The organism is Flintibacter hominis (assembly GCF_014287965.1).
Classification (GTDB): Bacteria; Bacillota; Clostridia; order Oscillospirales; family Oscillospiraceae; genus Lawsonibacter; species Lawsonibacter aceti.
This window is the reverse complement of sequence record NZ_JACOPO010000004.1, coordinates 1-23,120: the sequence shown is the minus strand read 5'-3', so window position 1 is coordinate 23,120 and position 23,120 is coordinate 1. Positions and strand designations below refer to the sequence as shown.

Below are 23,120 nucleotides of genomic sequence, written 5' to 3'. Positions count from 1 at the left end.
TATTGTTTCCAATTCCGATGAAAAAATGGAAGCTCATTTTTTGAACAGCTTGAGGGCCTTTTTCAATAGGCCCTTCTCCTGTTTAGGAGCCTCCTGTCCAGAGGTCCCCTTGGCAGAGTGGCCTTTTTCCAGCCGCTCCTTGGCGTCCTTACTTCCACCGTCCGCGGCCTGGTGATACAGCTCCATGGCCCGGGACAAGTCCTTGGCCACGCCCTGACCGTGCTCGTAGCACTGGCCCAACAGATACTGGGCCCTAGCGTTGTCCTGGTCTGCGGCCTGTTGAAACAGCTCCGCGGCCTTGGTATAATCCTGCTTGACAGAGATGCCGTGGTAGTAGAAGAAGCCCAGGTTGCACTGGGCCCGCGCGTTGCCGTGGTCGGCGGCCTGGCGGTAGAGCTGGGCGGCCCTTCCCTTGTCCTCCTCTACGCCTCGGCCTAATTCGTAACACAGGCCAAGAGAACAGGTGGCGGCTGCGTTTCCTCGCTCATGGGCGCTGGTATACAGCTCCACCGCCTTGGTGATATCCCGCTCTACCCCGTAGCCATTTTCATAGCACTCGCCTAGCAGCATTTGGGCTCTTGGGTAGTCCTGGTCCGCGGCCTTTTGGAACCACTGGGCGGCCTGGCTGTCATCGACCGACACGGAGATGCCATGGTAGTAGAAGAAACCCAGATTACACTGTGCCCTGGCATCTCCGCAGTCAGCGGCCTGGCGGTAGAGCTGGGCGGCTTTGGCCTTGTCCTGCTCCACGCCCCGGCCCATCTCATAGCACAGGCCCAGAGAGCAGGTGGCTGGAGGATAGCCTCCCTCATGAGCCTTGGTATACAGCTCCACAGCCTGGGCCATGTCCCGTTCGGTACCATAGCCGTTTTCCCGGCACTCTCCTAACAGCATGACCGCCCGAAGGTAATTTTGCTCGGCAGCCTTCTGGAACCATACAACAGCCTGGCTGTCGTCCATCTCTATGCCAATGCCTTGATAATAGCAGAAGCCCAGGTTGCACTGTGCTCTGGCGTCCCCCTGTTCAGCGGCCTGGCGGTAGAGCTGAACAGCCTTGGCCTTATCCATCTCCACGCCGGTGCCCAGCTCGTAGCACAGGCCCAGGGAACAGGCGGCGGAGGGATAGCCCGCCTGCTGTGCCCTGGTGTACAGCGCTACGGCCTGTTGCTCGTCCCTGTCCAGGCCATAGCCGTACTCATAACACTCTCCCAGCAGGTAGACGGCCCGGAGGTAGTCCTGGTCGGCGGCCTTCTGGAACCACTCCGCTGCCTGCTTGTCGTCCGCCTCCACGCCGATGCCCTGGTAATAGCAGAAGCCCAGGTTGCACTGTGCCCTGGCGTCCCCCTGCTGGGCGGCCTGGCGATAGAGCTCTACCGCCTTGACCTTGTCTATCTCTACCCCTGTCCCTATCTCGTAGCACAGGCCTAGGGAGCAGGCGGCGGGGGGATAGCCGGCCTCGTGGGCCTTGGTGTATAGCTCTATGGCCCGATTCACGTCCTTCTCCAGACCATAGCCGTATTCATAGCACTCGCCCAGCAGGTAGATGGCCCGGCGGTAGTTCTGGTCGGCGGCCTTTTGGAACCACTCCGCCGCCTGCTTGTCGTCCGCCTCTACGCCGATGCCCCGATAGTAGCAGAAGCCCAGGTTGCACTGGGCGCGGGCGTCCTCCTCCTCGGCGGCCTGGCGATAGAGCTGGACGGCCTTGGCCTTGTCCACCTCAACGCCTGTCCCCACCTCGTAGCACAGGCCCAGGGAACAAGTGGCGGGAGGGTGTCCGGCCTCATGGGCCTTGGTATACAGCGCCACCGCTTTCGCGGCATCCCTATCTATTCCATAGCCATTCTCATAGCACTCACCCAGCAGCATCATTGCCCGCGGATACTCCTGGTCGGCGGCCTTTTGGAACCACTCCACCGCTGTTTTGTCGTCCGTCTCTACGCCGATGCCCTGGTAGTAGCAGAAGCCCAGGTTGCACTGGGCGCGGGCGTTGCCCTGCTGGGCGGCCTGGCGGTACAGCTCCACCGCCTTGGCCTTGTCCTGTTCCACGCCGGTGCCCAGCTCGTAACATAGGCCAAGGGCACAGGTGCCGTCACTGTAAGAACGATGGTGGGCGGCCTGATAGAGGGCCACCGCCTTTTCCAAGGACTTCTCAACGCCATAGCCAAATTCGTAACAGTGTCCCAACAGGTACTGGGCCCGGGGATACTGTTGCTCCGCGGAGCGGGAGAACCAGAGGACTGCCTGTGCCAAGTCCTTCTCTACCCCGATGCCCCAGTAGTAGAAGAAGCCCAGATTGCATTGTGCCCTGGGGTCCTCCTCCTCGGCGGACTGAAGATAGAGGCGCGCGGCGCGCTCCTTGTCCTCCTCTACGCCTTTGCCCAGCTCATAGCACAGGCCAAGAGAGCAGGTGGCGGGGGGATACCCTCCATCGTGGGCTTTGGTATACAGCTCCACAGCATGGGCCATGTCCGCCTCCACACCAAAGCCCAGGTCATAGCATTCGCCCAGCAGGAACTGGGCCCTTGGATACTCCTGTTCAGCGGCCTGGGAGAACCAGTAGACCGCCTCGCTGTCGCTTTCCTCCACGCCGATGCCCCGGTAGTAGAAGAAGCCCAGGTTGCACTGTGCCCTGGCGTCCCCCTGCTGGGCGGCCTGACGGTAGAGCTCGGCAGCGCGCTCCTTGCTCTCCTCCACCCCGGTACCCATCTCGTAGCACAGACCAAGTTCACAGACGGAAGGGAGGTAGTCCTGATCTGCGGTAGAAGTGATCAGCTCCAGTCCCCTGGGGATATCCGCTTCCGTTCCGATGCCCCGCAAGAAGCACACCCCCAACTGGTATTGGGCGGCGATGTGGTCACCGTCTGCGGCACGTTGGAACCACTGAAAGGCAAGCTCCGAATCCTTGGAGGTGCCACGGCCATTGGCGTAGCTGAGGGCCACCTGATAGGCGGATTCCAAATCGCCCTCCTGGGCGGCGGACAGCAGCTCCTGAAAGTTGGCCGCCTTTTGGGCGGCTACGTCCGCTAGCCCCTGCATCAGATGGGGATCTATGTATACCATGACAGCATCCTGGTCAAAGGACTGCCGGTCCTCATTTTTTTCTTCTATCATTTCCATTCCCCCTCTATGAAAGATTTTAGTGAAAAAAAGCCATGAGGACGCCTGTGGGCGCCCTCATGGAACCACAATCATCGAAATGAGCCTTGGCTCAACGCGGCTGCCAGCACCAGGAGGACCTGGGAGGGGCTGCGGGACGGTGCACTTCATCCCAGCTTTGGAGCGGAGCGGCGAAAGCGCTTTTTCCAATCTTACAATGAAATGGAGGTTTTGTCAAACACAGATATCGGGACGCCGTTTTACCCTTTAGACCGATTTAGGATAAAACAACCTCCCTTCGCCAAAATAGCGGAGGGAGGTGCGCCTTCATGCGGACAGCCCAATAAATTAGAAGTTAGCTTTCTAAACAGCTTATGATTTCTTCTATTTCCATACAAGCGTCCTCAACCCTGATCTCTGTTTCTTCGTTAAAGAAGCGACTCCCTCCTGCTAATTGGTCAATCAGACTAATTAACGCTTCAACATCACAATTCAAAACAAACCCTTGTGTTTTCCATTTTGGTGTTTCAATTAAAATTTCATTTTTAATATCTAAATATTTCTCTTCATCAAAGGTGTTTTCACATCTTAACCTTACAAGAAACCCATCTTCTGCATTGATTAAGTCACTTAATTTTGACATCATAAACTCCCGTCAAATTCCAGTTTAACTTTTTGTTCACTTTATCATATTTTTCTGTTTCATTCAGTGCACAGCGAAATTAACAGAGTTGAAAATAATCAGTCAAAAAGTAAAAAGGAAATGGCGGGGCGCCTCCACTCACGCGCCCCGCCGATGGTGTTTTAAGGACCGCTGAAAACCGGTCAGTTTAAAAAGTCCTTCAGCTTCTTGCTCCTGCTGGGATGGCGCAGCTTTCGGAGGGCCTTGGCCTCGATCTGGCGGATGCGCTCCCGGGTGACGTTGAATTCCTTGCCGACTTCCTCCAACGTGCGGGTCCGTCCATCTTCAATGCCGAAGCGCAGTTTGAGCACTTTTTCCTCCCGGGGGGTGAGGGTGGACAGCACCTCTACCAGCTGTTCCTTCAGTAAGGTGAAGGAGGCGGCCTCGGCGGGCTCGGAGGCGTCCTCATCGGGGATGAAGTCGCCCAGATGACTGTCCTCCTCCTCGCCGATGGGGGTTTCCAGGCTGACAGGTTCCTGAGCGATTTTCAAGATTTCACGAACCCGCTCCACAGGCATATTCATCTCGGCCGCGATTTCCTCAGGGGTGGGGTCGTGGCCCAGTTCCTGGAGGAGCTGGCGGGACACCCGGATGACCTTGTTGATAGTTTCCACCATATGAACCGGGATGCGGATGGTCCGGGCCTGGTCGGCGATGGCACGAGTGATGGCCTGGCGGATCCACCAGGTGGCGTAAGTGGAGAACTTGAAGCCCTTAGTGAAGTCAAACTTCTCCACAGCTTTGATAAGACCCAGATTACCCTCCTGAATCAGGTCCAGGAATTGCATCCCACGGCCCACATACCGCTTGGCGATAGAGACCACAAGACGCAGGTTGGCCTCAGCCAGCCGCTGCTTGGCCCGCTCCCCCTTCTTGATGGCCTGAGTCAACTCCACCCGGACCTCGTCGGGGATATCCTCACCAGCTTTCTCTAACTCAGCCAGCTGCTCAGAGGCCGCGTTTCCCGCCTCCATGATCTGGGCCAGCTCGATCTCCTCGTCGGAGGTGAGCAGATTCACCTTGCCGATCTCCTTCAGATACATCCGCACTGGATCGTCGGTGCCAAGGGAGTCGGCCATGGAGTTGGGGTCTACGATTTCCTCCTCGGGCAGATCCTCGATGGCCTCAATGGTTGGCTCGACGTCATCGGGCAGGTCGGGGATGTAGTCCTCGCCCACAGTGTCAATACCCAGGTTTTCCAGCGTGTCGTAGATCTTGTCCATCTGCTCGGCGCCCAAGTCCATATCCTCCAGCACATCCATCAGCTCGGAGGAGGAAAGATTGCCTTTTTTCTTGCCCCGCTCGATCAGCTCTCCCAGCTTTTCCGCGCCGGGTATGCCGCCCACGACCTTCATGACCTCGACCTTGCCCGCCTCCATGCGGGACTGAATGTCGGGCTGGGAAACGGCAGCTTCCTGATTCTCCACCGCTTCAGCGGTCTTGGGGCTCACATTCTTGTTGGTGTTCATGGTTTCTCCTCCATATATGCTTTCTTTTCCTGATATTTTCTCTGTGCCGCCAGCAGCAGGGAGTCCTCCTGTCCGGCGCCGCGCCGGAGGGCCTCCCGCTGGATGACGGATATGTAGTCCCGGATGGACTGTTGAGAGTGGGCCAAGGACTCCGGCTGACTGACCACATAGGCCAAATGGTCCATCTCCTCCCCACTCAGATGGCCGGAGAGGGCGGAGAGCTGGGTGGACAGCCCCTCATTAGCTCGGCGGAGGAGCAGGTCAAAGACCTTGCCCAGCAGGGGGGAGGAAAATCCCTCCCCCGTGATCCCGCCCATCTGTCCCGCCAGGGATGGGTCCAGCAGCAGCAGGCGGACAAGGCCCTCCTCCGCGCGGGCGGAGCGGATATTGTCATATCGGAGCGATCTGGCCTGGGGCTGGAGCTGGCTGGCCGGAGACAGGTCTATACGCTCCTGGCGCTTTTTCTCCTTGCGGAGCCGAGCTGAGAAGGCACGCTTGATTTCCTGAGCCATGGCTTCCGGGGTGATTCCGGCGGTCTGGGCGGCGTGGCCGCCGTAGATCTCCCGCTCTACGGCGCTGGACAGAGAAGCGATAAGCTGGGCCGCCTCCTGAAGAAAAGCCACCTTCTGCCCATCGTCGGTCAAATCATATTTTTTTTGAATCTGAGCCAGGCGGTAGTCCACCTGGTTCTCGCTGCGCTCCAGCAGCTTGGCGAAGGCCTCCCTGCCAAAACGCTTGATAAACTCGTCCGGGTCCTTGGCGCCCTGCATCCGCAGTACCTTTACTTTCAGGCCGGCCTTTTCCAGCAGGGGGATAGCCCGCTGGGCGGCCGCCACTCCGGCCCCATCGCCGTCATAGGAGATGATGGCCTCCTGAAAATACCGGGCCAGCAGTTGGGCGTGCTCACTGGTGAGAGAGGTGCCCAGAGAGGCCACAGCACAGTCAAAGCCTGCCTGGTGAAGGGAGATAGTGTCCATATACCCTTCGGTGAGAATGACCCGCCCGGCCTTGGAGGTCTTGGCAATATTCAGGGCAAAGACGTTCCGGCTTTTGTTGTATACCGGTGTGTCCGGGGAGTTGAGGTATTTAGGGGTGGAATCGTCCATTACCCGGCCGCCAAAGCCAATGACGTTTCCACGGACGTCAATGATGGGGAACATGACCCGATTGCGGAATCGGTCATAGATGCGGCCGTCCTTGTTGTTGACGGCCAGACCGGCGTCCAGCAAATCCCGCTTGTCATAGCCCTGATCGGCCAGGGCCTGGATCAGGGCGTCCCAGCTGTTGGGAGCGAAGCCCAGCCCGAAGTTGGTCAGGGTGGAGCGGGACAGCCCACGCTTTTGCAGATAGGCCAGTCCCTCCGCCCCCTCGGGAGCGTACAGCCACTTGTGGAAGGTCCGGGCGGCCTGCTTGTTGAGTTCCAGCAGTTTTTCCCGCCGCTCCCGCATCCCGGCGGAGGGGCCGCTGTCTGGCACCTCCATTCCGACCCGCTTGGCCAACACCTCCACCGCCTCTCGAAAGGAGAGGTTGTCCAGCTCCATCACAAAATTGATGGCGCCGCCTCCCTTGCCGCATCCAAAGCACTTGAAGATGCGCTTGTCAGCGGATACGGAGAAGGAGGGAGTCTTTTCACTGTGGAAGGGGCACAGGCCCCAGTAGTTCCGGCCCTTTTGTGTCAGCCGGACGGACTCGGACACCAGATCTACAATATCGGTGCGGTCCAGAAGCTCGTCCAAGAATGGTTCTGGAATGGCCAATGCGCTCCTCCTCTCTCGAAAAATAGGGGAATCCCTCTATTTTTAACCCCTTTTTATCAGAATTATCCCTCTGGAGGCCCAGACAGAGAGCAAGTCCTAGAGAACAGTCCAGCCTTTTGGAATGAAGAGCTCCTTATACTTCTCTACCGCGAAAGGATCGGTCATTCCGGCGATATAGTCGCATACGGCCCGGTCTACCCCATCCTCCAGGCGGATGGTCTGGAAGTCGGAGGGCAGTTCATCTGGATTTCCCTGGTAATACTGGAACAGGGCCTGAAGCATATTCTGGGCCTTTCCTTCCTCCCCCTTGGCCAGGGGATTGGTGTATACGCTGGCGAACATAAAATCTTTCAGAGCCAGCATGGCCTCCTCCACCGGATGGGACTGGACAATATGATCCTGTCCCTGGCTGGCGGTGATAGCGTCATGAACTAGGGTGTTGATCCGGTCGCCGTGGGTGAAGCCCAGAACGTTGGATACCTCCAGGGGGATGTCCATGGGAAAGATGACACCACCGCGGAGGGCGTCCTCGATGTCGTGATTGATATAGGCGATGTGGTCGGCCAGACGGACCACCTGGCCCTCCAGCGTAGCGGCCGGGGTGCCCTTGGTGTGGCAGAGGATGCCGTTGCGGACCTCCCAGGTTAGGTTTAGTCCCTGGCCATTTTTTTCCAGCCGGTCCACCACACGCACGGACTGCTGGTAGTGGGCAAAGCCCTCCGGCATCAGCTGGGCCAGCATTCGCTCCCCAGCATGGCCAAAGGGGGTGTGGCCCAGATCATGCCCTAGGGCAATGGCCTCGGTCAGATCTTCGTTGAGATCCAGGGCACGGGCAATGGTCCGGGCGATACGGGATACCTCCAGGGTGTGGGTCATCCGGGTCCGGTAGTGGTCTCCCTCCGGCTGAAGAAAGACCTGGGTCTTATGCTTCAGACGGCGGAATGCCTTGGAATAGACGATCCGGTCGATGTCTCGTTGGAAGGGAGTGCGGATATCGCACTCCTTCTCCTGCCGTGCCCGTCCACGGGACTGGGCGGAGCGGCAGGCAAAAGGGGAGAGGAGGCTGTCCTCCCGGCGCTGTGTCTGTTCACGCAAGGTCATCCCACGGCCCTCCTTTTTCTCTCTCTTTCTGGTCGATGGAGCTGATGGGTGTACGGGGACATGAAACCCCTTATATATAAATACGAAATTTCTCCTTAAATTCCTTCTAAAAGGTCAAAAAAATTTCAAATATTTTTTCCTGCTTCTGCTGATTTCTGCTAGGCGGCGCAAACCCGCATTATATCTCACTTTCTCAAAATTAAGCGTGGGCAACTTCAAACGTTAAGGACTAACTTTCAGCACAAATAAAGACCAAGCAAAGACCAAAAGTAAAGGCGCGTTTCCATACAAGATAAGGCAGGGGACCGACTAGAACAGTCGGCCCCCTGCCTCTTTATTCCTATGCCCCGCAGGGCATCAAAGCGACGCAATTCCCACGGGCGGGCGGCAGAGGTCTGCGCCCAGGTCGCGGCGAGGGAATTGCATGGAGCGGAACCAACCTTGTTCCCCGCCCTTTGCCCGGCCCCATCACCCGCCGAGGCTCCGCCCGTGGCGGGCCACCTGGCCTTCAAAATAGATGACGGCTCACTCTAAACAACAAAACCCGGAACTTGGCAGCAAGACCGCTTCAAGCTTCTGGGTTCTTCTTTGGCTTGTTATCATCAGGAGAAAAACTGATTATGTCGGAAAGGTCACATTCTAATATGTTACATAAGGCATTGAGTGTGTATGTTGATACTGATTGGTCACTCATCAAGCGTTGGATAGTCTTGCTATCCATATTATAATCTCCGCACTTATTTCGTAAAAAATAGGTGCTGATTTTTCGTTCTGATAGTAATTTGCGAAGTGGTGCAAAGGAAATCATGGACAAGGCCCCTTGACTTTTTGTCCATTATCACATAGAATTACGAATGCGAATATGAGGAATATTCCTCATATATCTTGTGAAGCAGATATGGAGGAAAGGGTTATGGGGAATTGCACTGGTGGCGGCTGGGATACTGCCATAGAAGCTCAAGACTATGTACCTGGCGGCGGGACACCTCCCAAAGGGAGAAACAGTATTTTTGTAGACCAAAGCGAGAGTATTGTGTCCACGATTGGCACGAACTATTTGCAGAATTTCCTCTCGGGTGGAGCGGTGGAAAAAGGTGTCGGAGTTTTGACACAGAAGCGGTTTTACTATAAAGGGAAGAATTTCAGTGGGGCCGGGAAGGACACAAAATCTGCCACCGAGGAAGGTATTGTTTCTATCGAAGATATTACATTTACCAAGTTTACCCACTTTCGTCATACTGGCTTTTTGGCTTTTGCGGTTTTATTGACCGTGGCGGCCCTTGTGTTGATGGTATTCCCTGCTCTGCCGCTATCTCCTATCTTTTTTATTGCTGCGGTACCTTTCTATATCCTATATTTTGTCAAGCGGGAGAGCATGTTCCTGGTGGCCTTTCCTGGTGGCGGCTTTGCGTTTGATATTCGCTGGTATCCGATTTCTGATATTCGAGATTTTCAGCGTCAGCTTCATCTTTTGAAAGCTCACAGCAAGGAGGATTGTTCAGAATGATGGAAAAATATCCTTTTTTCCGGGAAGAAGATGAACGGACGCAAGCTGTTATTGGCGAAGATGCGATTGCCTCTGACTTAGAGGGAACTTATCAAAAACCCTATGCGGTTTTAACGCAAAAAAGGCTTTATTGTAAAAATGAGCAAGGAAACTATATTATTGATACGCGCTCTATTGCTTCAGCAACAAAAGAAACCGTAAACATACATAGTAAGATTTTTTGGATAACTGCAATTGTTTTTTTCGTGCTATTCATTTTGATTTACTTCACGAAACAAGTATATGTTAGTTATGGATATGAAGTGGAAAATTTGATGGATGAATATGGTCATGCTGAAATTATTGAAGGGATTTATGGATTTAGTATTTCAGATATTAACGGCATGCTAAGAGGTTTCCGTTTTGCTAATACAATATTGATATTATGTGGAGCAATATTTGTTCTATTTTTGGTGCTTGGATTCAGGAAACTCCACAAATGTGCTTCTCTTATAGCTTCTCTAGGCGGTGCAGTCGGTTCGGCCTGGTATCTTCTGGAATCACCTTTCTTTAAACAGTGGCCAAATTCAAAAATTTTTGGATATGTTTGTTTGGTTTTTTCGATTGCTGTTCTGTCATTGGGGTTGATATATTTTCTACAAAGTCGCAAAATATTTAATACGTTCAATATTTATCATTCAACAGGTGTTTTTCCATTTCGCTCTACTTTGTACTCTGTGGAGGAATTGAAAAATTTTGAAAGACAAGTAAAGGCTCTTCGAGGTAGTAAAACATGAACGGAAAAGCTACCTTTTTACTGCCTGGGTATTTCTGTTCTTGTACTCTGTCCGAAGCAGTCATAACTATTACCGGGAACTACTACCGCTACGACCTCCACAAGCGGCGCAGGGTGTCCGGGACTGTTACGGTGGACTTGCTCAATGTGCTGCGGGTTGGGCTGACAAAGACGTATTCCCGGCTGGTGTTTCTATTCCCTATGTGCTTCGGCTTCGCCGCCTTGAGCATTCGGGCGCTGCCCTCTGTCGGATACGAGAAAGAAATCATAGAGGACGTGTATTCCGTAGGCTTTACCCTTTGGAATGTACCGTTTCAGGAAACAGCCTGGAAGCTGTGCGCCGTACTGTGTCTGCTCACCATTCCCCTCTATTGGCTGAGTTACCACAACGACCTGGAAATCAATACAACGAAAGGCCGTTTTCTACTACCCCGCAAGGGCATGAAGGCCCAGGATATAGCGAACTTTCAGCAAGCATTTAGCGCACTCAAGGCGGAACGACTAAAAGCCTCAAAAACTTAATAAAACAACGCCATAAGCGGCGGGTGAGCTAATAGTCACCCGCCGCTTTTTCTATCCCTTCAAGACTTAAAGAGTGTCCAGCTCAGAATACATTACTTGCTCGTAAATGTCCTTGTGGTGAGCCGCTTGGTCACTATCGTCATAACCGTCTAAGAACTGTTCGGCTCGCTCACCCAAGGCACAAAATTCCGCGTATACAAGGCTTTTGGAAAGGACTTCAAAATAAGAAATCAGCCGTTCCAGGTCTGATAAACTGTATTGCACCTCTCCTGCCTCTATCTGCCCTTTTATCACATGAAGGACCTCTTGGTGCTTGAGTACCATGCGCTTAAACTGTTCCGCCACATGGCGGTCCTCTGTGATTCTTAGCACGGCTTCATCCTTGGTGTGTGTGAGCAATACCAATATTTCACGGGTGCTTATAAAATCAGTTTTTCTTAGTCCGTTTTTTCTGGTGCTGGTATAAATCACGCCTTGCTGCTTCGTGGTCACGGCGGATGGCTTCTTAGTCCCACAGCTCCCTAAACTGCTTAGTGCCTCCCAGCGTGGACTACAACAGTCAAACAAAAATGTCATATAATTGTTGTATGATACAAGCCCCAAATATCTGCCGTTATATGTAAATATATCATCTACAAAACGGCTCCAGGTCTTAAACTGAACTGTGTCCGAAAGCGGTTCCGGGGTATCAAAAAACAGTATGCTCTCCGGCCTAACTTCTAGGATTGACGATAGGATTTTTAGCTTGTCGGCATAGATGTAGGCGTCTCCCTTTTCGTACTTTTGAATATCTGAAACAGAGAAACCTTTCTTGCCAGGGGCAGTTTTAGCATAGACACAGCTTGCTTTTTCGGACAACTTTTCAACGGACAAATCGGCCCATTTGCGGGCCGATTTTAGTTTATCGGCGTCAATCCGATATTTCTTCCGCTCGCTCATGTGAACCCACTCCTATCTTTCAGTACATTTTTTCGTACTTCGACCTATCACTTTTCAGCGTGTAAAATTGGCATTGTCCCTGAGTTGCAAGCAACCCGAATCGGCGGAGGTCGGTACACCCTCTCGCCATGCTCGGAAGTCTCAAATCGTGTCCGGGATGATTGGAGGCTTCCGTGGAAAGGAGGGCACATATGCCTAATAAGTTCAACCTCAAGCTAAGTGCTGAGCAAGCCACAGGAACACCAACCCCAATCGTGGGAGACGTCAAGGACGACGTAGCATGGGAGACCGGTACGGATGGGAAACGTCACCCCGGCCCGAGGGTGGGCACCTGTTACACGGTACTCATGCAACAGAGCGGGCTGGCCCCGCTCACCGTCAAGACCCCGGAAGCCGTACCTGCCGTCAGCGCGGAGGAAGTTGCGGCGGCCTGCCTCTCCGGGCAATTCATCCGGGTGCGCTTCGAGGGCTTCACCGCCGACCCATACCAGGGCAAAAACGGCCTGGGTATCAGTGCCACCGCAGACAAGGCTGTGGTGGTGTCTGCCCCCTCCGGCGTGAAGAAGGAGGGGTAAGGCATGGAACTTTGGAGTAGAACGGTGGAGTTCCTTACCTCGTGGTGGAATGTCCTCTGTGTCCTCTGGGCGCGGCACTTTTACGTTCGGGCTGTGCTGACTTTCCTTGCCCTCCCCGTGGGGATAGCCGGGGCACTGGTACTGTTCTGGACGCTGTTCGGGCTGGCCGTTGGCTTTCTGGCCCTCCACTGGGCGGACATAGCCTTACTAGTCGGCGTCCCGGTCTGCTTCTTCTCTTGGCTTGCCACACGCAAGCCGGGGGAGGAAGTGACGGGGAAGAAGCCCCTCCCCCACCCTGATAAGCTGGTGCTTGAACGAGCCAAGCAAGGTTTGGTGGCCCTGGCGGAAATCGTGTGCGCCGTCCTCCAGGACCTAGCGGAGTATATGCCAATCGTCCGCCCCGGAAGTTTGAGCAAGCTGTACTGCCCGACCAAGAGCCAGTGCATTGAAGTAAGCAACGGGGTCGCCGTGATTTCCTTTATGGTCTACTTCAACGCGGACAACAGCGGCAAGCCGTTCGATAGCAAGGAGTTCGTGGAGATGTTCAATCTGCGCATGGGCCAGCGGCTGGACGCGAGGGACCTTCCGGGGCAGCCCGCCCCCCTGTTCTACGATTCCAGAAACAATCCCCACACCTCCATCCAGGCCATTGGGTGCTTTCCCTGCGGAAAGTATTTCAAACTGGACGTGGTGCGCGTCAATGAGAAAGCCGTTGAACTCATTGAGGCAATCGAGCTTGCCAAGACCGACGACGACGGCACCCCGCCCGCTCCGCCCGTCAGCCCCTACTTTTGAGCCGATGGGAGCGCCGAAGATACCCTTCCTGCTGGACCGCCGTATGCTTGCGTACGGCGTCCAGCGTTGGATTGAGATTGACCTCACCATGCCGGGGGTCCTTATTGTTGGCCCCTCGGGCTGGGGAAAATCGACTGCGGCGGCCTCCGCCGTCGGGACCCTAGCTGTCCTTTACCCGGACGTGCGCGTGTGGGTGATGGATGGAAAGGGAGACCCGGCCTTTCGCTTCTTGCATGATGTGCCGGGGGCGCGGTACTACCCATACCGGGCGGCGCTGGACGGTCTACGGGAGCTGAACCAAATCTTGCAGGATAGAATGGCCGGGACCATTCCGTTGCCTCCATTTTGCTTTGGCTGGCTCGACGAGTTGATGGGGTTGTTGCTTCTGCTCCCGAAGAAAGAGCAAGAGGAAGTCAAGGGTATGGTGACCTCCATCCTGCTCCAAGGCAGGGCTATGGGGGTGCAACTGCTCCTGTCTGTTCAGAGGCCCGACGCCTCCATGTTTGCCTCTGGCGGCGCGGCTCGGGAAAGTCTCAATCACACTCTGGTTCTCGGCCCCATGTCGGCGTCCATGGCCTCCATGGTCGGGGATATGGACACCGCCCAGCTTATGCCCATCCCCGCCGGGACTGTAGGCGCGGGCCACCTCCTGACGGCTGGAAACAATCTCCGAGCGGTCCAAGTGCCGATGGTTCGAGACTGGAAAAAGCTAGAGAAGGCCCTTATCCACGCTGTTACCAACTGACAGCGGAAGCACGGGGGCGGGGCGGCGACGCAGATCGCCGTCACGCCCCGGTTGCCGCCCCGCAGGGGTGGCAACCTATTTGATTTAATATATATGTAACTTTGACAGAAAGGGTCACGATGGAAATTAAGCGAATACCTGATGTTCGGCCAGAGACACCAGACACGGAAGTAACCTTAAAGGTGGCCGGGAACGTGAGCGAAATCCGCTGGTCCCGTTCCGCACCAAGTATACCAGTCCGCAAGCTAGATAAGGACCACGGCTTGGACCTCCGCACGGGCGAGGTCATAGACTACGAGCATATCACCAACCGGGCCGAGGACACAGCAAGTGTGAAGAGGTCCCTCCTCAAGCTCCGAGACCTCATTAACGCGAACCTAACGAACCCGGAAACTGCGCTGTGGGTCACACTGACCAATGCCAAAAACGAGGTGGATGTTGCCCGGGTATATGAGAACTATCGCCGCTACTGGCAACGGCTCCGTTACTACCTGGGCAAGCGCGGCCACCCATCCGTCGAGTACATAGCCGCCATAGAACCCCAGGGCCGGGGAGCATGGCACTTTCACTGTTTGTTCTTTTTTCCTGGCAAAGCCCCCTTCATCCCTAACGACGAGATGGCGCGGATATGGGGCCACGGCTTCACCAAAACCCAAAGCCTCAAAGGGGTGGGCAACCCTGGCGTTTACCTCACCTCGTACCTGGATGGGCTAGAGTTGGCCGGGGCGGTCAGCGCGGGTGTACTCGACGGCGGGCGGCTGACGGAGGTAGAGGGCCGCGACGGGACCCGGAAAGCGGTTGTCAAAGGCGCACGGCTCCGACTGTACCCACCTGGGCTAAATATCTACCGCCATTCGCGGGGGGTAAAGCTCCCGGAGGTGTTCAAGACCACCGAGGGGGAAGCCATGGCCGCTGTGGGTGACGCACCGTTGACCTACGAAAAGACCATCTCCATCACCGACGAGGCCGGAGAGGTCAAGAATATCATCAATTATAGGACATTTACAAGAGGAGTGCAAGACGATGAACAATCAGAGAATTAGGAAACTGGACCTTGCGGACCTGGGGCGGCGGTGCCGCCCGTATACTGGCCCGGAAGCAATGAAGAAGGTCCGGGATGCAATTACCGGGGGCGGGTGTGCCTATTTCGGCGTGGTAAAGGAGCAAGGCAAGCTCCGCCTGATTTCGGCTGAGGTGTCCCAGGAGGCTGACTTGCTCCATCTGCTGGACCGCATGGAGCTTTTCAGAGTGTACGCCGAGGGTGGACTGTCCCCCAGGGAAACGGGCCTGACGGCCTCCCAGGTGATGGACTTAGTTTGCTATGGCTACGGCTTCGCTGTGCTGCTGGACATGGAGGACCGAATGGTCTACACCTACTATCTGCCCAAGGAAAGCGACAGTCCCGTCCGGTGCGTGAAGAAGCTCCCTATGGGGGCCGCTCCCCTGGGCTGTGCGTAGGAGGAGACTATGGATAAGACGAGTAGAAAGCCCCGCCTTTTGACCTTGAAAGAGGCGGCGAAGCTGATTGACGGCCTGAGTGAATACCGGGTGCGTATGATGTGCATAAAGGGCAAAATCAAGTATCACAAGTTCGGGAATAAATACATGATTTCGGAACGCGAAATACTCAAATATTTCGATGAAATCGCTTAAATAATCGAAAAATGGCGCTGTTTTCCTTGTGTTTTGATACCTTTTGTGGTATACTTAACACATGGAAAACGCGCCGTTTTTAATGCAGGAGGAATTAAAAATGGCAACGATTACAAAGCGCGGCAATACATATAGAATTAGAACGTCCTGCGGGTACAGCGTGGACGGAAAGCAAGTCGTAAAGTCCATGACATATAGGCCGCGAGAGGGTATGAGCGAACGGCAAATCGAAAAGGAAGTCAATAAGCAGGCGGTCTTGTTCGAGGAAAGCTGTAAGAAAGGCCAGACTGTGACGGCGGCGAAGTTTGAGACCTTCGCCCGTGAGTGGTTCAAGGACTACGCCGAGTTGAAGCTAAAGCGGCTCACCCTCTGCGCCTACCACAACATGGAGAAGCGCACATACGCCGCCCTGGGGCATATCCGGGTTGACAGGATTTCACCCCTGGACATTCAGAAGTTCGTGAGCACGCTCAACAGTGACGGACTGGTGCCGAGCACCGTCAAGAACTATGTGCGGTTCGTCTCTGTCATCTTGAACTATGCTGTCAAGAAACGTATCATCACCTATAACCCGTGCGTTACCGTGGACTATCCAGAGGCCCAGGAGGCCGAGCGCGAGTTCTACACCATAGAGGAGGTCAAGAAGCTGTTAAGCCTCCTGTGGGCCGCTGACGAGGCCAAGAGGCCCTTTGCGGTGTTCTTCACACTGGCGGCGTACCTGGGCTGTCGCAAGGGTGAATTGTTGGGGCTGGAATGGAAGGACGTAGACTTTCGGAACAATGTTATTTCCATTCGGAGGGCTTACTATTACAGTTCCGCCGAGCATACTTGTTACACCGACACGCCAAAGACAAAGAGAAGTCAGCGGAGCTTGAAGGTGCCCGACAATGTGATGGACGCACTAAGGGCGTTGAGGGCGTGGCAGGACAGACAGCGGGCGGTGTGCGGTAGCTCCTGGGTGAAATCCGACAGGCTGTTCACCAAACTAGACGGCTCGCCAATGTCCACGACGGCCCCGTACAACTATTTACAGACCTTCACCAAACGTATGGGCCTGCGCAAGGCTACCGTCCATTCCTTCCGCCACTTCAACGCGAGCGCGTTGATAGACGCCGGGGTGGACGTGGTGACGGTACAGACGGCGCTAGGGCATAGCACGGCGGCAACGACCTTGAACATCTATTCCCACGCTTTCAGCAATGCCCAGACCCGCGCTATGGAGGCCATAGCAAGCGCCATCAACTTTTAGCAGATTGCACCGCCTCCCGCTAGGCCCTACTAGAAAATCTGGACCAAACAAAGACCAAAACGGGAGGTATGGGTTAAGGCAATACGCAAAAAAGCCTTACACCGCAAGGATTAGCGGACACAGGGCAGAAAATATAAATAATTTTCAAAATATTTTTTCAATAGGCAAAAAAGCAGCCGCAGCCAGAGCTACGGCAGCTTTTTTTCAGTATGATGCAGTGGGAGAAGATCAACCCTTTGCATTCTTGCCGGCCCCCACCAGGATGTAGACGATTGAGGCTACAGCCAGCAGATAGGGGTAGAACAGGTTGGGAATGATCTCAAAAGCGGAGATGCCGGAGGCGGACACCGCAATCAGCATCTGGGCGCCATAGGGAATGATGCCCTGGAAGATGCAGGAGAAGGTGTCCAAAAGAGAGGCCGACTCCTTGGGGCTGATGCCATATTCCTCACTGATCTCCTTGGCAATGGGGCCAGCCATAACAATAGCTACAGTGTTGTTGGCGGTAGAGATATCCATGGCACCCACCAGCAGGCCTACGCCCAGCCGGCCGCCCACACGGCCCTTGAATACCCGGCGGATGAAGGCCAGCAGGGCCTCAAAGCCGCCATTCTCCCGGATGAGGGCACACATAGCGGACACTAAAACGGTGACCAGGATCGTTTCGAACATACCAGAAGCGCCATCCCGCATGGCTTTCAGCAGCTCCAGCACATCCGCGCCAGTAGCGATGGTGCCAGCGGCCAGACCGGTGCCTACGGTGATGGCCAGGCCGGATATGATGCCTATAATCAGTACCACAAATACGTTGACGCCCAGAAGGCCGCCAACCAGAACCAGCACATAGGGGATGAGGAGCAGCAGATTGATTTCCGGAATCTCGATCTGTCCCACGCCGGAGTTGAAGGATACCGCCAGAATGACCGCCAGGGTGGCGATGGCGGCGGGAAGGGCAATCTTCACATTGGCACGGAACTTGTCACGCATCTCACAGCCTTGGGTGGAACAGGCGGCGATGGTGGTGTCGGAGATGAAGGACAGGTTATCCCCGAACATGGCGCCTCCCATGACTGTGCCTACACACAGGGGCAGGGAGAACCCGGACACCTGGGATACGGCCACGGCAATGGGGGTGATCAGGGTGATGGTGCCGGTAGAGGTGCCCATAGCGGTGGACACAAAGCAGGCGGCGACGAACAGAACCGCCACAGAGGCCCAGGCAGGGGCGATGGACAGCAGAAAATAGGCCACGGCCTCGGCGCTGTTCCGCCCGGTCACGCCCACAAACACACCGGCGACCAGGAAGATGAGGATCATAGTGATAATATTTTTGTCGCCTACGCCCCGGCCCATCAGAACCAGCTTCTCGTCAAAAGAGAGCTTTTTGTTCTGTAAGCACGCCACCAACAGGGCAACCATGAAGGTGACTACGATGGGGATATCATAGAATGCCATGTTGATGCCGATGCCGTATTCAAAAATCAGTCCCATACCCAGATAAAGTACCAGAAATATCAGGATGGGCAGCAACGCGCTGGGGTTGCTGTTCAACTTTTTCTCCCTCAGTTCCACAAAATGACCTCCTTTTATACACAAGCCTTATTGTAAAAGATATTTCGCTCTGTGTCAACGATGTTTCTATGCGGGGGCACCCGGAAACGGCCCGGAGCATAGGATGGAGCGTCCCCGGTTGGGGACGCAGAAGCGAAGGAGGGCATATGGAACTTGATCTGACCCAACAGTTTTTGACAGAGAATGACTGCTATCAGGCAGGGCGGACCATTGTGCCCAAAGGAATTATGGTCCACTCCACCGGGGTAGCCCAGCCGGACCCGGAGGTGTTCATCCGCCGGTGGAACAAGCCGGGCGTAGAAAAGTGCGTCCACGCGTTCGTGGCACGGGACAGAGCCATTCAGACACTGCCCTGGATCATCCGGGGCTGGCATGCGGGTACAGGCACCTCCGGCAGGAGCGCGAACAACACTCATATTTCTTTTGAGTGCTGTGAGCCTGCCGGACACACCTACCGTGGCGACGAGATGGTGGGGTATGATGTAGCGGCCAATCAGGCCTATTTTGATGACATCTATCACAACGCGGTCCAGCTCACTGCCCTGCTGTGTCGCCAGTATTCTCTGGACCCCCTGGAGCCCGGCGTGGTCATCTGCCACGCCGAGGGCTACGACCTGGGTATTGCCAGCCAGCACGGCGACGTGCTCCAGTGGTGGCCCAAACACGGGGTAACTATGGACCAGTTCCGCCAGGACGTGGCCGAGGCCATGCTGACTGACGGCGAGCATGAGGAGGAGCCTATGACGCAGGAGCAATTTGACCGTATGATGGACGCCTATCTGGCTAAACGGGCCAGATGGTCTCCTAGCGACTGGTCGGCCCAAGCCCGGAAATGGGCGGAGGAATCCGGCATCGTGGCCGGAGACGGAGAGGGCAACCAGCGATACCAGTCCTTCACCACCCGGGAGGAAACCGTACAGATGCTGTACCGCCTGGACCAGATATGGTCCGGGGCAGGCGGCCAACCTGAAGCGGAGTAAACACAGGGACCGGCCCGCAGCGGGCCGGTCCCTCCTGTTTATGTGTAAAAATTTGTTGGACGAGGCAGAAAAGATATTGATAATAGTTGCGGTTTTCCTGCTTCTATTATATAATAATCTCAAAACAGGACGAAAGCGGGACCCGCTTTCTGTTTGTCCCCCCAAAGGGGACAAACATTTCCCTTGCCCCGGGGGAGCGGACCCGCCTCCGACTGTATTTTTAGGTAAAGGAGAATCGGATGTGAAGCGAAAAATTTTATCCTCGATTATGGCTCTAGTGATGATAGTGTCGATGCTTCCCTTCTCTGTGTTTGCGGAAGAGGGGGACACATGGGCGGAGAGCGCCAGCACGGAGTGGTATACAGGAGATGGGGACGAGTATACTATCTCCTCTGCCGCCGACCTGGCGGGTCTGGCCCAACTGGTCAATGGGGGGACTTCCTTCCAAAAAAAGACTATCAAGTTGGGGGAGAATATCGACCTGGAGGGGAAGGAATGGACGCCCATCGGGAGGAATGGGAAGCCATTTCAGGGGACCTTTGACGGCCAGGGGAACACTATCTCCAATTTGAAAATCACAGGAAATAGCAGTGATGCCGGCCTGTTCGGATTTACAACAGGCGGCGAAATCAAAGACTTTACGCTGAACAACGCACAGGTAGAGGGCTACCTGGATGTTGGCGCTGTGGCCGGAACGCCCCATACCTCAAAATACACCAATATCAACGTGACCGGCCTGATTCAGATAGACGGCTATTCCTATGTGGGCGGCGCGTTCGGGAAGAATGCCTATGCGAATATCACCAATGTGGATGTGACTGGCGGCGATGGCAGCTATGTAAAAGCGGAATCCGAGGAATACCGCACCTATGTAGGCGGCCTCGTCGGCTTCATGGGTGAGGGTAACATTACGATCAGCGGTTGTGATGTGAAGATCGACGTCATCGGCTCCACCTCTGACGTGGGCGGGCTCCTGGGCATCCTCCACTACGGCAACACGATGACGAACTGCACCTACGAAGGAAACCTGACCATAACAAACCCGGACAGCGAGGTTGGCGATGAATTTGGCGCGCTGGTCGGTACGGCTATGAATAGCGCTGCGGGAAAGACTACGATTAGCGATTGTACAGCGACTGTGAATCAGGCCCTTTCAGGCGGCAGGGATGTCACAGATTCGATTACCCCTCATGGCGATTTTTACAATGATGTTACGACCAATAATGCCGGTACAGTTGATATCCAGGCGACTGTCAATGATAAGGAAGTTACTGTTGACAACAGCGTGGCGTATGTGGGCGACAACAAATATGTGTCCCTCGCAGAGGCGCTGGAGGCTGTCACCGCCGAAAGCGACAACAAAACGGTCACCATCACCCGCTCTGGTACATATGAGCCCTTCTCCATTGCGGTGAGCGGCGTTACCGTCCAGACTGCCGATGGCGTGACCGCCACAGTCAAGACCGACAAAGACAGCAAGGTGGCTGTGACGGCGGCGGATGTTACCCTGAAGGGCCTCGACTTTGTGTCCGAGGACGGGACCGCGGTCATCAGCGGCGGAGCCTGCGATGGACTTACCTTGGACAACTGTTCTTTTGAAAATAAAAAGGACGATTTGAAGGATACGATTGCCTTATACATCCATCAGCCCAGCATCACAGTTCAAAACTGTGACTTCACCAACTGGGAGCGGGGCTATTACACCTGTGGCGACAACAGCGCGGCGGGAGCCATCACCTTTGAAGGAAACACCTTCACCAATGTCCGTGTGCCCTTCGACGGCTACTGGGGCAAACCCGCCACAGAGGAGACTGATATTCAGATCACCGGCAATACCTTTGATTCCGGCGACTGGGACGCCGCCTATATCCAGCTGTGGGACTATGCCCAGTATCAGTACTGGCTGGACGGCGAAAATTCCAAGCTGAACCCCGAGGGGAAGTCGGCCCTGAAGGCCACGATCAGCGGCAATACATATAAGGGCAATGTGGTCATCTACAAGACCCACTGTGACTGGAATACCGCAAGCGCTGTGACCATCGAAGATACTGACGTAAAGGTGGTCAACCGCAACTTGATCGTGCTGGACGGCCTGACCGAGAATGACAAGGTCACCGTGACCAAGGCGGACGGCAGCCCCATTACTGCGTTCAACGATTTTGATACAGCGGTCAAGAAGGGGGAAAAATATGTCATTTATTCCCTGTCCGAAGGGGATTATACCTTCCATGTATCCCAAAAGGCGGACAACTCTAGTGATACCATTGTAACAGAGATTCCCGTTACTGTTGCCCCTCCTAAGGTTGGCGAGGTACAGGAAGTTGAAATTGTCCCCATTGCTGAGGAAGAGAAATTTGTTGCCCAGGTAGAGGGTGGGGAGAAGTACACTTCTGTGAAGGCCGCCATCGATGCTGTTGGTGAGGAAGGTACTGTGAAATTACTGCGGAATGTGACCCTCGGTGATTCGCTCTCTGTCGGAAAAACCATGACCTTGGATTTGAACGGCCGGACCATCACGGCCCCCGAAGGAAGCCATATCCTGCTGGTCACGGCAAATACCTTTACCCTGAAAGACAGCAGCGGCAGCAATGCCGGTAAGCTCACTGGAGGTGTTGGCAGCAATGCCCGCGGCGGCGGTGTGACGATACAAGGCGGCGCTACCTTTGTTATGGAGGGCGGCACGATCACTGGAAATAACGGTAGCAAGAAGAGCGCTGGCGGTGTCCACTTGATCGGCAACGCAAAATTTATCATGAATGGCGGCGTGATTACTGGAAATACTTCCGGGACCCTTCGGGGTGGCGTCTACGCCGATATGGGAAGTGTCCAGGTATCCGGTACGGCCACCATCCTCGGCAACAAAGGAACCGATGGAGGGAAAGGGATCAATTCCGACCTCTGGCTCAATACAGTCTCCAATGTCCTGCTGACCATTGGAGAAGGGGGACTGTCGCAGGATGCAAAAATCGGCATCTATATCAACTCCTCGCCCGAACTCAGTAAAGAATTTACCGCTCCCTATGAGAGCGGAAGAGCGTCTGTCAACAACTTTGTTGATAACCGGGCGAAATATCAGATTGTAGAACAGGATGCAGAAGACGGACAAAAACAACTGGTTATGATGCTGCAAAAGGCCGCGGCCCCCGTTGCTTCTCCGGCGGCGGGCACCTATATTGGTACTCAGACCGTAGAGTTGTCTACCACAACTCTGCCTGAATTTTCCAAGATTTATTATACTCTGGACGGCTCTGATCCCACCGCATCTGACACGAGTCAGGAATATACCGGAGCCTTGACGATTAGCTCCAGCACTACTGTAAAAGCCTATACCAAGGGCCTGTATAAAGACTCTCTTGACAGCGATGTGGCGGAGTTCGTCTATACGATCAATAGCGCTGGCGGCGGTGGAGGCGGCGGCTCCAGCAGCTACTCCATCAGCGTGGACAAGAACATTGACAACGGCAGCGTGACCGTGTCCCCCAGGAGCGCCTCCAGCGGCCGGACGGTGACCATCACCGTCAAGCCCGACGAGGGCTATGAGCTGGACGAGCTGACCGTCACCGACAAGAACGGGGACGAGATCAAGCTGACCGACAAGGGCGACGGCAAGTATACCTTCAAGATGCCCCGGTCCAAGGTGACCATTGAGGCCTCCTTCGTGGAGATCGACCACCAGGATACCTGCCCCTCCGCCGGCTTCCGG

20 protein-coding genes are annotated in these 23,120 nt (G+C 55.0%); 12 read left to right on the top strand and 8 right to left on the bottom strand.

Annotated elements, in window-relative coordinates; all coding sequences use genetic code 11:
* Positions 1–33: 33 nt before the first annotated feature.
* The 6 genes from H8S11_RS07130 to H8S11_RS14235 form a co-directional block, all read right to left on the bottom strand.
* Positions 34–3,111, bottom strand: a complete 3,078-nt coding sequence (locus tag H8S11_RS07130) for a tetratricopeptide repeat protein (protein ID WP_186852677.1) — start codon at positions 3,109–3,111, stop codon at positions 34–36.
* A 340-nt stretch (positions 3,112–3,451) separates the two neighbouring features.
* A complete protein-coding gene (locus tag H8S11_RS07125; protein ID WP_147570612.1) occupies positions 3,452–3,742 on the bottom strand; it encodes a hypothetical protein in 291 nt (96 codons plus the stop codon).
* A 179-nt stretch (positions 3,743–3,921) separates the two neighbouring features.
* A complete protein-coding gene (rpoD, locus tag H8S11_RS07120; protein ID WP_243200990.1) occupies positions 3,922–5,133 on the bottom strand; it encodes an RNA polymerase sigma factor RpoD in 1,212 nt (403 codons plus the stop codon).
* Positions 5,134–5,243: 110 nt separating this feature from the next.
* Positions 5,244–7,004 (bottom strand): DNA primase, encoded by a 1,761-nt coding sequence (gene dnaG / locus H8S11_RS07115; RefSeq protein WP_186852676.1) that lies wholly within the window; start codon positions 7,002–7,004, stop codon positions 5,244–5,246.
* A 96-nt stretch (positions 7,005–7,100) separates the two neighbouring features.
* On the bottom strand, positions 7,101–8,105 hold the full coding sequence (locus H8S11_RS07110; RefSeq protein ID WP_147570610.1) for a deoxyguanosinetriphosphate triphosphohydrolase: 1,005 nt from the start codon (positions 8,103–8,105) through the stop codon (positions 7,101–7,103).
* A 568-nt stretch (positions 8,106–8,673) separates the two neighbouring features.
* On the bottom strand, positions 8,674–8,913 hold the full coding sequence (locus tag H8S11_RS14235; protein ID WP_186852675.1) for a helix-turn-helix domain-containing protein: 240 nt from the start codon (positions 8,911–8,913) through the stop codon (positions 8,674–8,676).
* Between the two features lie 105 nt (positions 8,914–9,018).
* On the opposite strand from H8S11_RS14235, the gene H8S11_RS07100 reads away from it, so the two are divergent.
* Genes H8S11_RS07100 through H8S11_RS07090 form a run of 3 tightly spaced genes read left to right on the top strand, consistent with a single transcriptional unit; the run spans position 9,019 to position 10,909 of the window.
* Complete coding sequence (locus H8S11_RS07100; protein ID WP_186852674.1) at positions 9,019–9,612, top strand: hypothetical protein; 594 nt, start codon at positions 9,019–9,021, stop codon at positions 9,610–9,612.
* A complete protein-coding gene (locus H8S11_RS07095) occupies positions 9,609–10,388 on the top strand; it encodes a hypothetical protein (RefSeq protein WP_186852673.1) in 780 nt (259 codons plus the stop codon). The genes H8S11_RS07100 and H8S11_RS07095 overlap by 4 nt, the downstream gene beginning before the upstream one ends.
* Positions 10,385–10,909 carry a hypothetical protein gene (locus H8S11_RS07090; RefSeq protein WP_186852672.1) on the top strand — a complete coding sequence of 175 codons (525 nt, stop codon included), beginning with the start codon at positions 10,385–10,387 and terminating at the stop codon, positions 10,907–10,909. Before H8S11_RS07095 ends, H8S11_RS07090 begins: the two co-directional genes overlap by 4 nt.
* Before the next feature lie 66 nt (positions 10,910–10,975).
* Here H8S11_RS07090 and H8S11_RS07085 read toward each other — a convergent pair whose 3' ends face one another.
* Complete coding sequence (locus H8S11_RS07085) at positions 10,976–11,848, bottom strand: helix-turn-helix domain-containing protein (protein ID WP_186852671.1); 873 nt, start codon at positions 11,846–11,848, stop codon at positions 10,976–10,978.
* 191 nt (positions 11,849–12,039) lie between these two features.
* On the opposite strand from H8S11_RS07085, the gene H8S11_RS07080 reads away from it, so the two are divergent.
* From H8S11_RS07080 to H8S11_RS07050, 7 genes are all read left to right on the top strand, one after another.
* Positions 12,040–12,423, top strand: coding sequence for a hypothetical protein (locus tag H8S11_RS07080; protein WP_186852670.1), 384 nt, complete (start codon positions 12,040–12,042; stop codon positions 12,421–12,423).
* 3 nt (positions 12,424–12,426) lie between these two features.
* On the top strand, positions 12,427–13,218 hold the full coding sequence (locus H8S11_RS07075) for a hypothetical protein (protein WP_186852669.1): 792 nt from the start codon (positions 12,427–12,429) through the stop codon (positions 13,216–13,218).
* Positions 13,219–13,261: 43 nt separating this feature from the next.
* Positions 13,262–13,963: a hypothetical protein gene (locus H8S11_RS07070; RefSeq protein WP_186852668.1), complete on the top strand. Its 702-nt coding sequence runs from the start codon at positions 13,262–13,264 to the stop codon at positions 13,961–13,963.
* 194 nt (positions 13,964–14,157) lie between these two features.
* Positions 14,158–15,006, top strand: a complete 849-nt coding sequence (locus H8S11_RS07065; protein WP_366460885.1) for a rolling circle replication-associated protein — start codon at positions 14,158–14,160, stop codon at positions 15,004–15,006.
* Complete coding sequence (locus tag H8S11_RS07060; RefSeq protein WP_186852666.1) at positions 14,987–15,421, top strand: hypothetical protein; 435 nt, start codon at positions 14,987–14,989, stop codon at positions 15,419–15,421. The genes H8S11_RS07065 and H8S11_RS07060 overlap by 20 nt, the downstream gene beginning before the upstream one ends.
* Positions 15,422–15,430: 9 nt before the next feature.
* Positions 15,431–15,616 carry a helix-turn-helix domain-containing protein gene (locus H8S11_RS07055; protein ID WP_186852665.1) on the top strand — a complete coding sequence of 62 codons (186 nt, stop codon included), beginning with the start codon at positions 15,431–15,433 and terminating at the stop codon, positions 15,614–15,616.
* Between the two features lie 211 nt (positions 15,617–15,827).
* Positions 15,828–16,865, top strand: a complete 1,038-nt coding sequence (locus H8S11_RS07050; RefSeq protein WP_243200978.1) for a tyrosine-type recombinase/integrase — start codon at positions 15,828–15,830, stop codon at positions 16,863–16,865.
* 228 nt (positions 16,866–17,093) lie between these two features.
* On the opposite strand, the gene H8S11_RS07045 is transcribed toward H8S11_RS07050, so the two are convergent.
* Positions 17,094–18,437 (bottom strand): Na+/H+ antiporter NhaC family protein, encoded by a 1,344-nt coding sequence (locus H8S11_RS07045; RefSeq protein WP_340405197.1) that lies wholly within the window; start codon positions 18,435–18,437, stop codon positions 17,094–17,096.
* A gap of 146 nt (positions 18,438–18,583) precedes the next feature.
* Here H8S11_RS07045 and H8S11_RS07040 point away from each other — a divergent pair, with 146 nt between their 5' ends.
* Both H8S11_RS07040 and H8S11_RS14230 read left to right on the top strand, forming a co-directional pair.
* On the top strand, positions 18,584–19,417 hold the full coding sequence (locus H8S11_RS07040) for a peptidoglycan recognition protein family protein (protein ID WP_147570609.1): 834 nt from the start codon (positions 18,584–18,586) through the stop codon (positions 19,415–19,417).
* A 241-nt stretch (positions 19,418–19,658) separates the two neighbouring features.
* A partial coding sequence (locus H8S11_RS14230) for a chitobiase/beta-hexosaminidase C-terminal domain-containing protein (protein WP_186852663.1) occupies positions 19,659–23,120 on the top strand: 3,462 nt, incomplete at its 3' end.

Excerpts from the sequence above, each read along its gene's own strand:
- H8S11_RS07090 (WP_186852672.1), top strand. The coding sequence starts at position 10,385 with ATGAACGGAAAAGCTACCTTTTTACTGCCTGGGTATTTCTGTTCTTGT.
- H8S11_RS14235 (WP_186852675.1), bottom strand. The coding sequence starts at position 8,913 with ATGATTTCCTTTGCACCACTTCGCAAATTACTATCAGAACGAAAAATC.
- H8S11_RS07060 (WP_186852666.1), top strand. The coding sequence starts at position 14,987 with ATGAACAATCAGAGAATTAGGAAACTGGACCTTGCGGACCTGGGGCGG.
- H8S11_RS07130 (WP_186852677.1), bottom strand. The coding sequence starts at position 3,111 with ATGATAGAAGAAAAAAATGAGGACCGGCAGTCCTTTGACCAGGATGCT.
- H8S11_RS07085 (WP_186852671.1), bottom strand. The coding sequence starts at position 11,848 with ATGAGCGAGCGGAAGAAATATCGGATTGACGCCGATAAACTAAAATCG.
- H8S11_RS07070 (WP_186852668.1), top strand. The coding sequence starts at position 13,262 with ATGCTTGCGTACGGCGTCCAGCGTTGGATTGAGATTGACCTCACCATG.
- H8S11_RS07125 (WP_147570612.1), bottom strand. The coding sequence starts at position 3,742 with ATGATGTCAAAATTAAGTGACTTAATCAATGCAGAAGATGGGTTTCTT.
- H8S11_RS07040 (WP_147570609.1), top strand. The coding sequence starts at position 18,584 with ATGGAACTTGATCTGACCCAACAGTTTTTGACAGAGAATGACTGCTAT.
- H8S11_RS07080 (WP_186852670.1), top strand. The coding sequence starts at position 12,040 with ATGCCTAATAAGTTCAACCTCAAGCTAAGTGCTGAGCAAGCCACAGGA.
- H8S11_RS07075 (WP_186852669.1), top strand. The coding sequence starts at position 12,427 with ATGGAACTTTGGAGTAGAACGGTGGAGTTCCTTACCTCGTGGTGGAAT.
- H8S11_RS07055 (WP_186852665.1), top strand. The coding sequence starts at position 15,431 with ATGGATAAGACGAGTAGAAAGCCCCGCCTTTTGACCTTGAAAGAGGCG.
- H8S11_RS07050 (WP_243200978.1), top strand. The coding sequence starts at position 15,828 with ATGAGCGAACGGCAAATCGAAAAGGAAGTCAATAAGCAGGCGGTCTTG.
- H8S11_RS07095 (WP_186852673.1), top strand. The coding sequence starts at position 9,609 with ATGATGGAAAAATATCCTTTTTTCCGGGAAGAAGATGAACGGACGCAA.
- rpoD (WP_243200990.1), bottom strand. The coding sequence starts at position 5,133 with ATGAAGGTCGTGGGCGGCATACCCGGCGCGGAAAAGCTGGGAGAGCTG.
- H8S11_RS07110 (WP_147570610.1), bottom strand. The coding sequence starts at position 8,105 with ATGACCTTGCGTGAACAGACACAGCGCCGGGAGGACAGCCTCCTCTCC.
- H8S11_RS07100 (WP_186852674.1), top strand. The coding sequence starts at position 9,019 with ATGGGGAATTGCACTGGTGGCGGCTGGGATACTGCCATAGAAGCTCAA.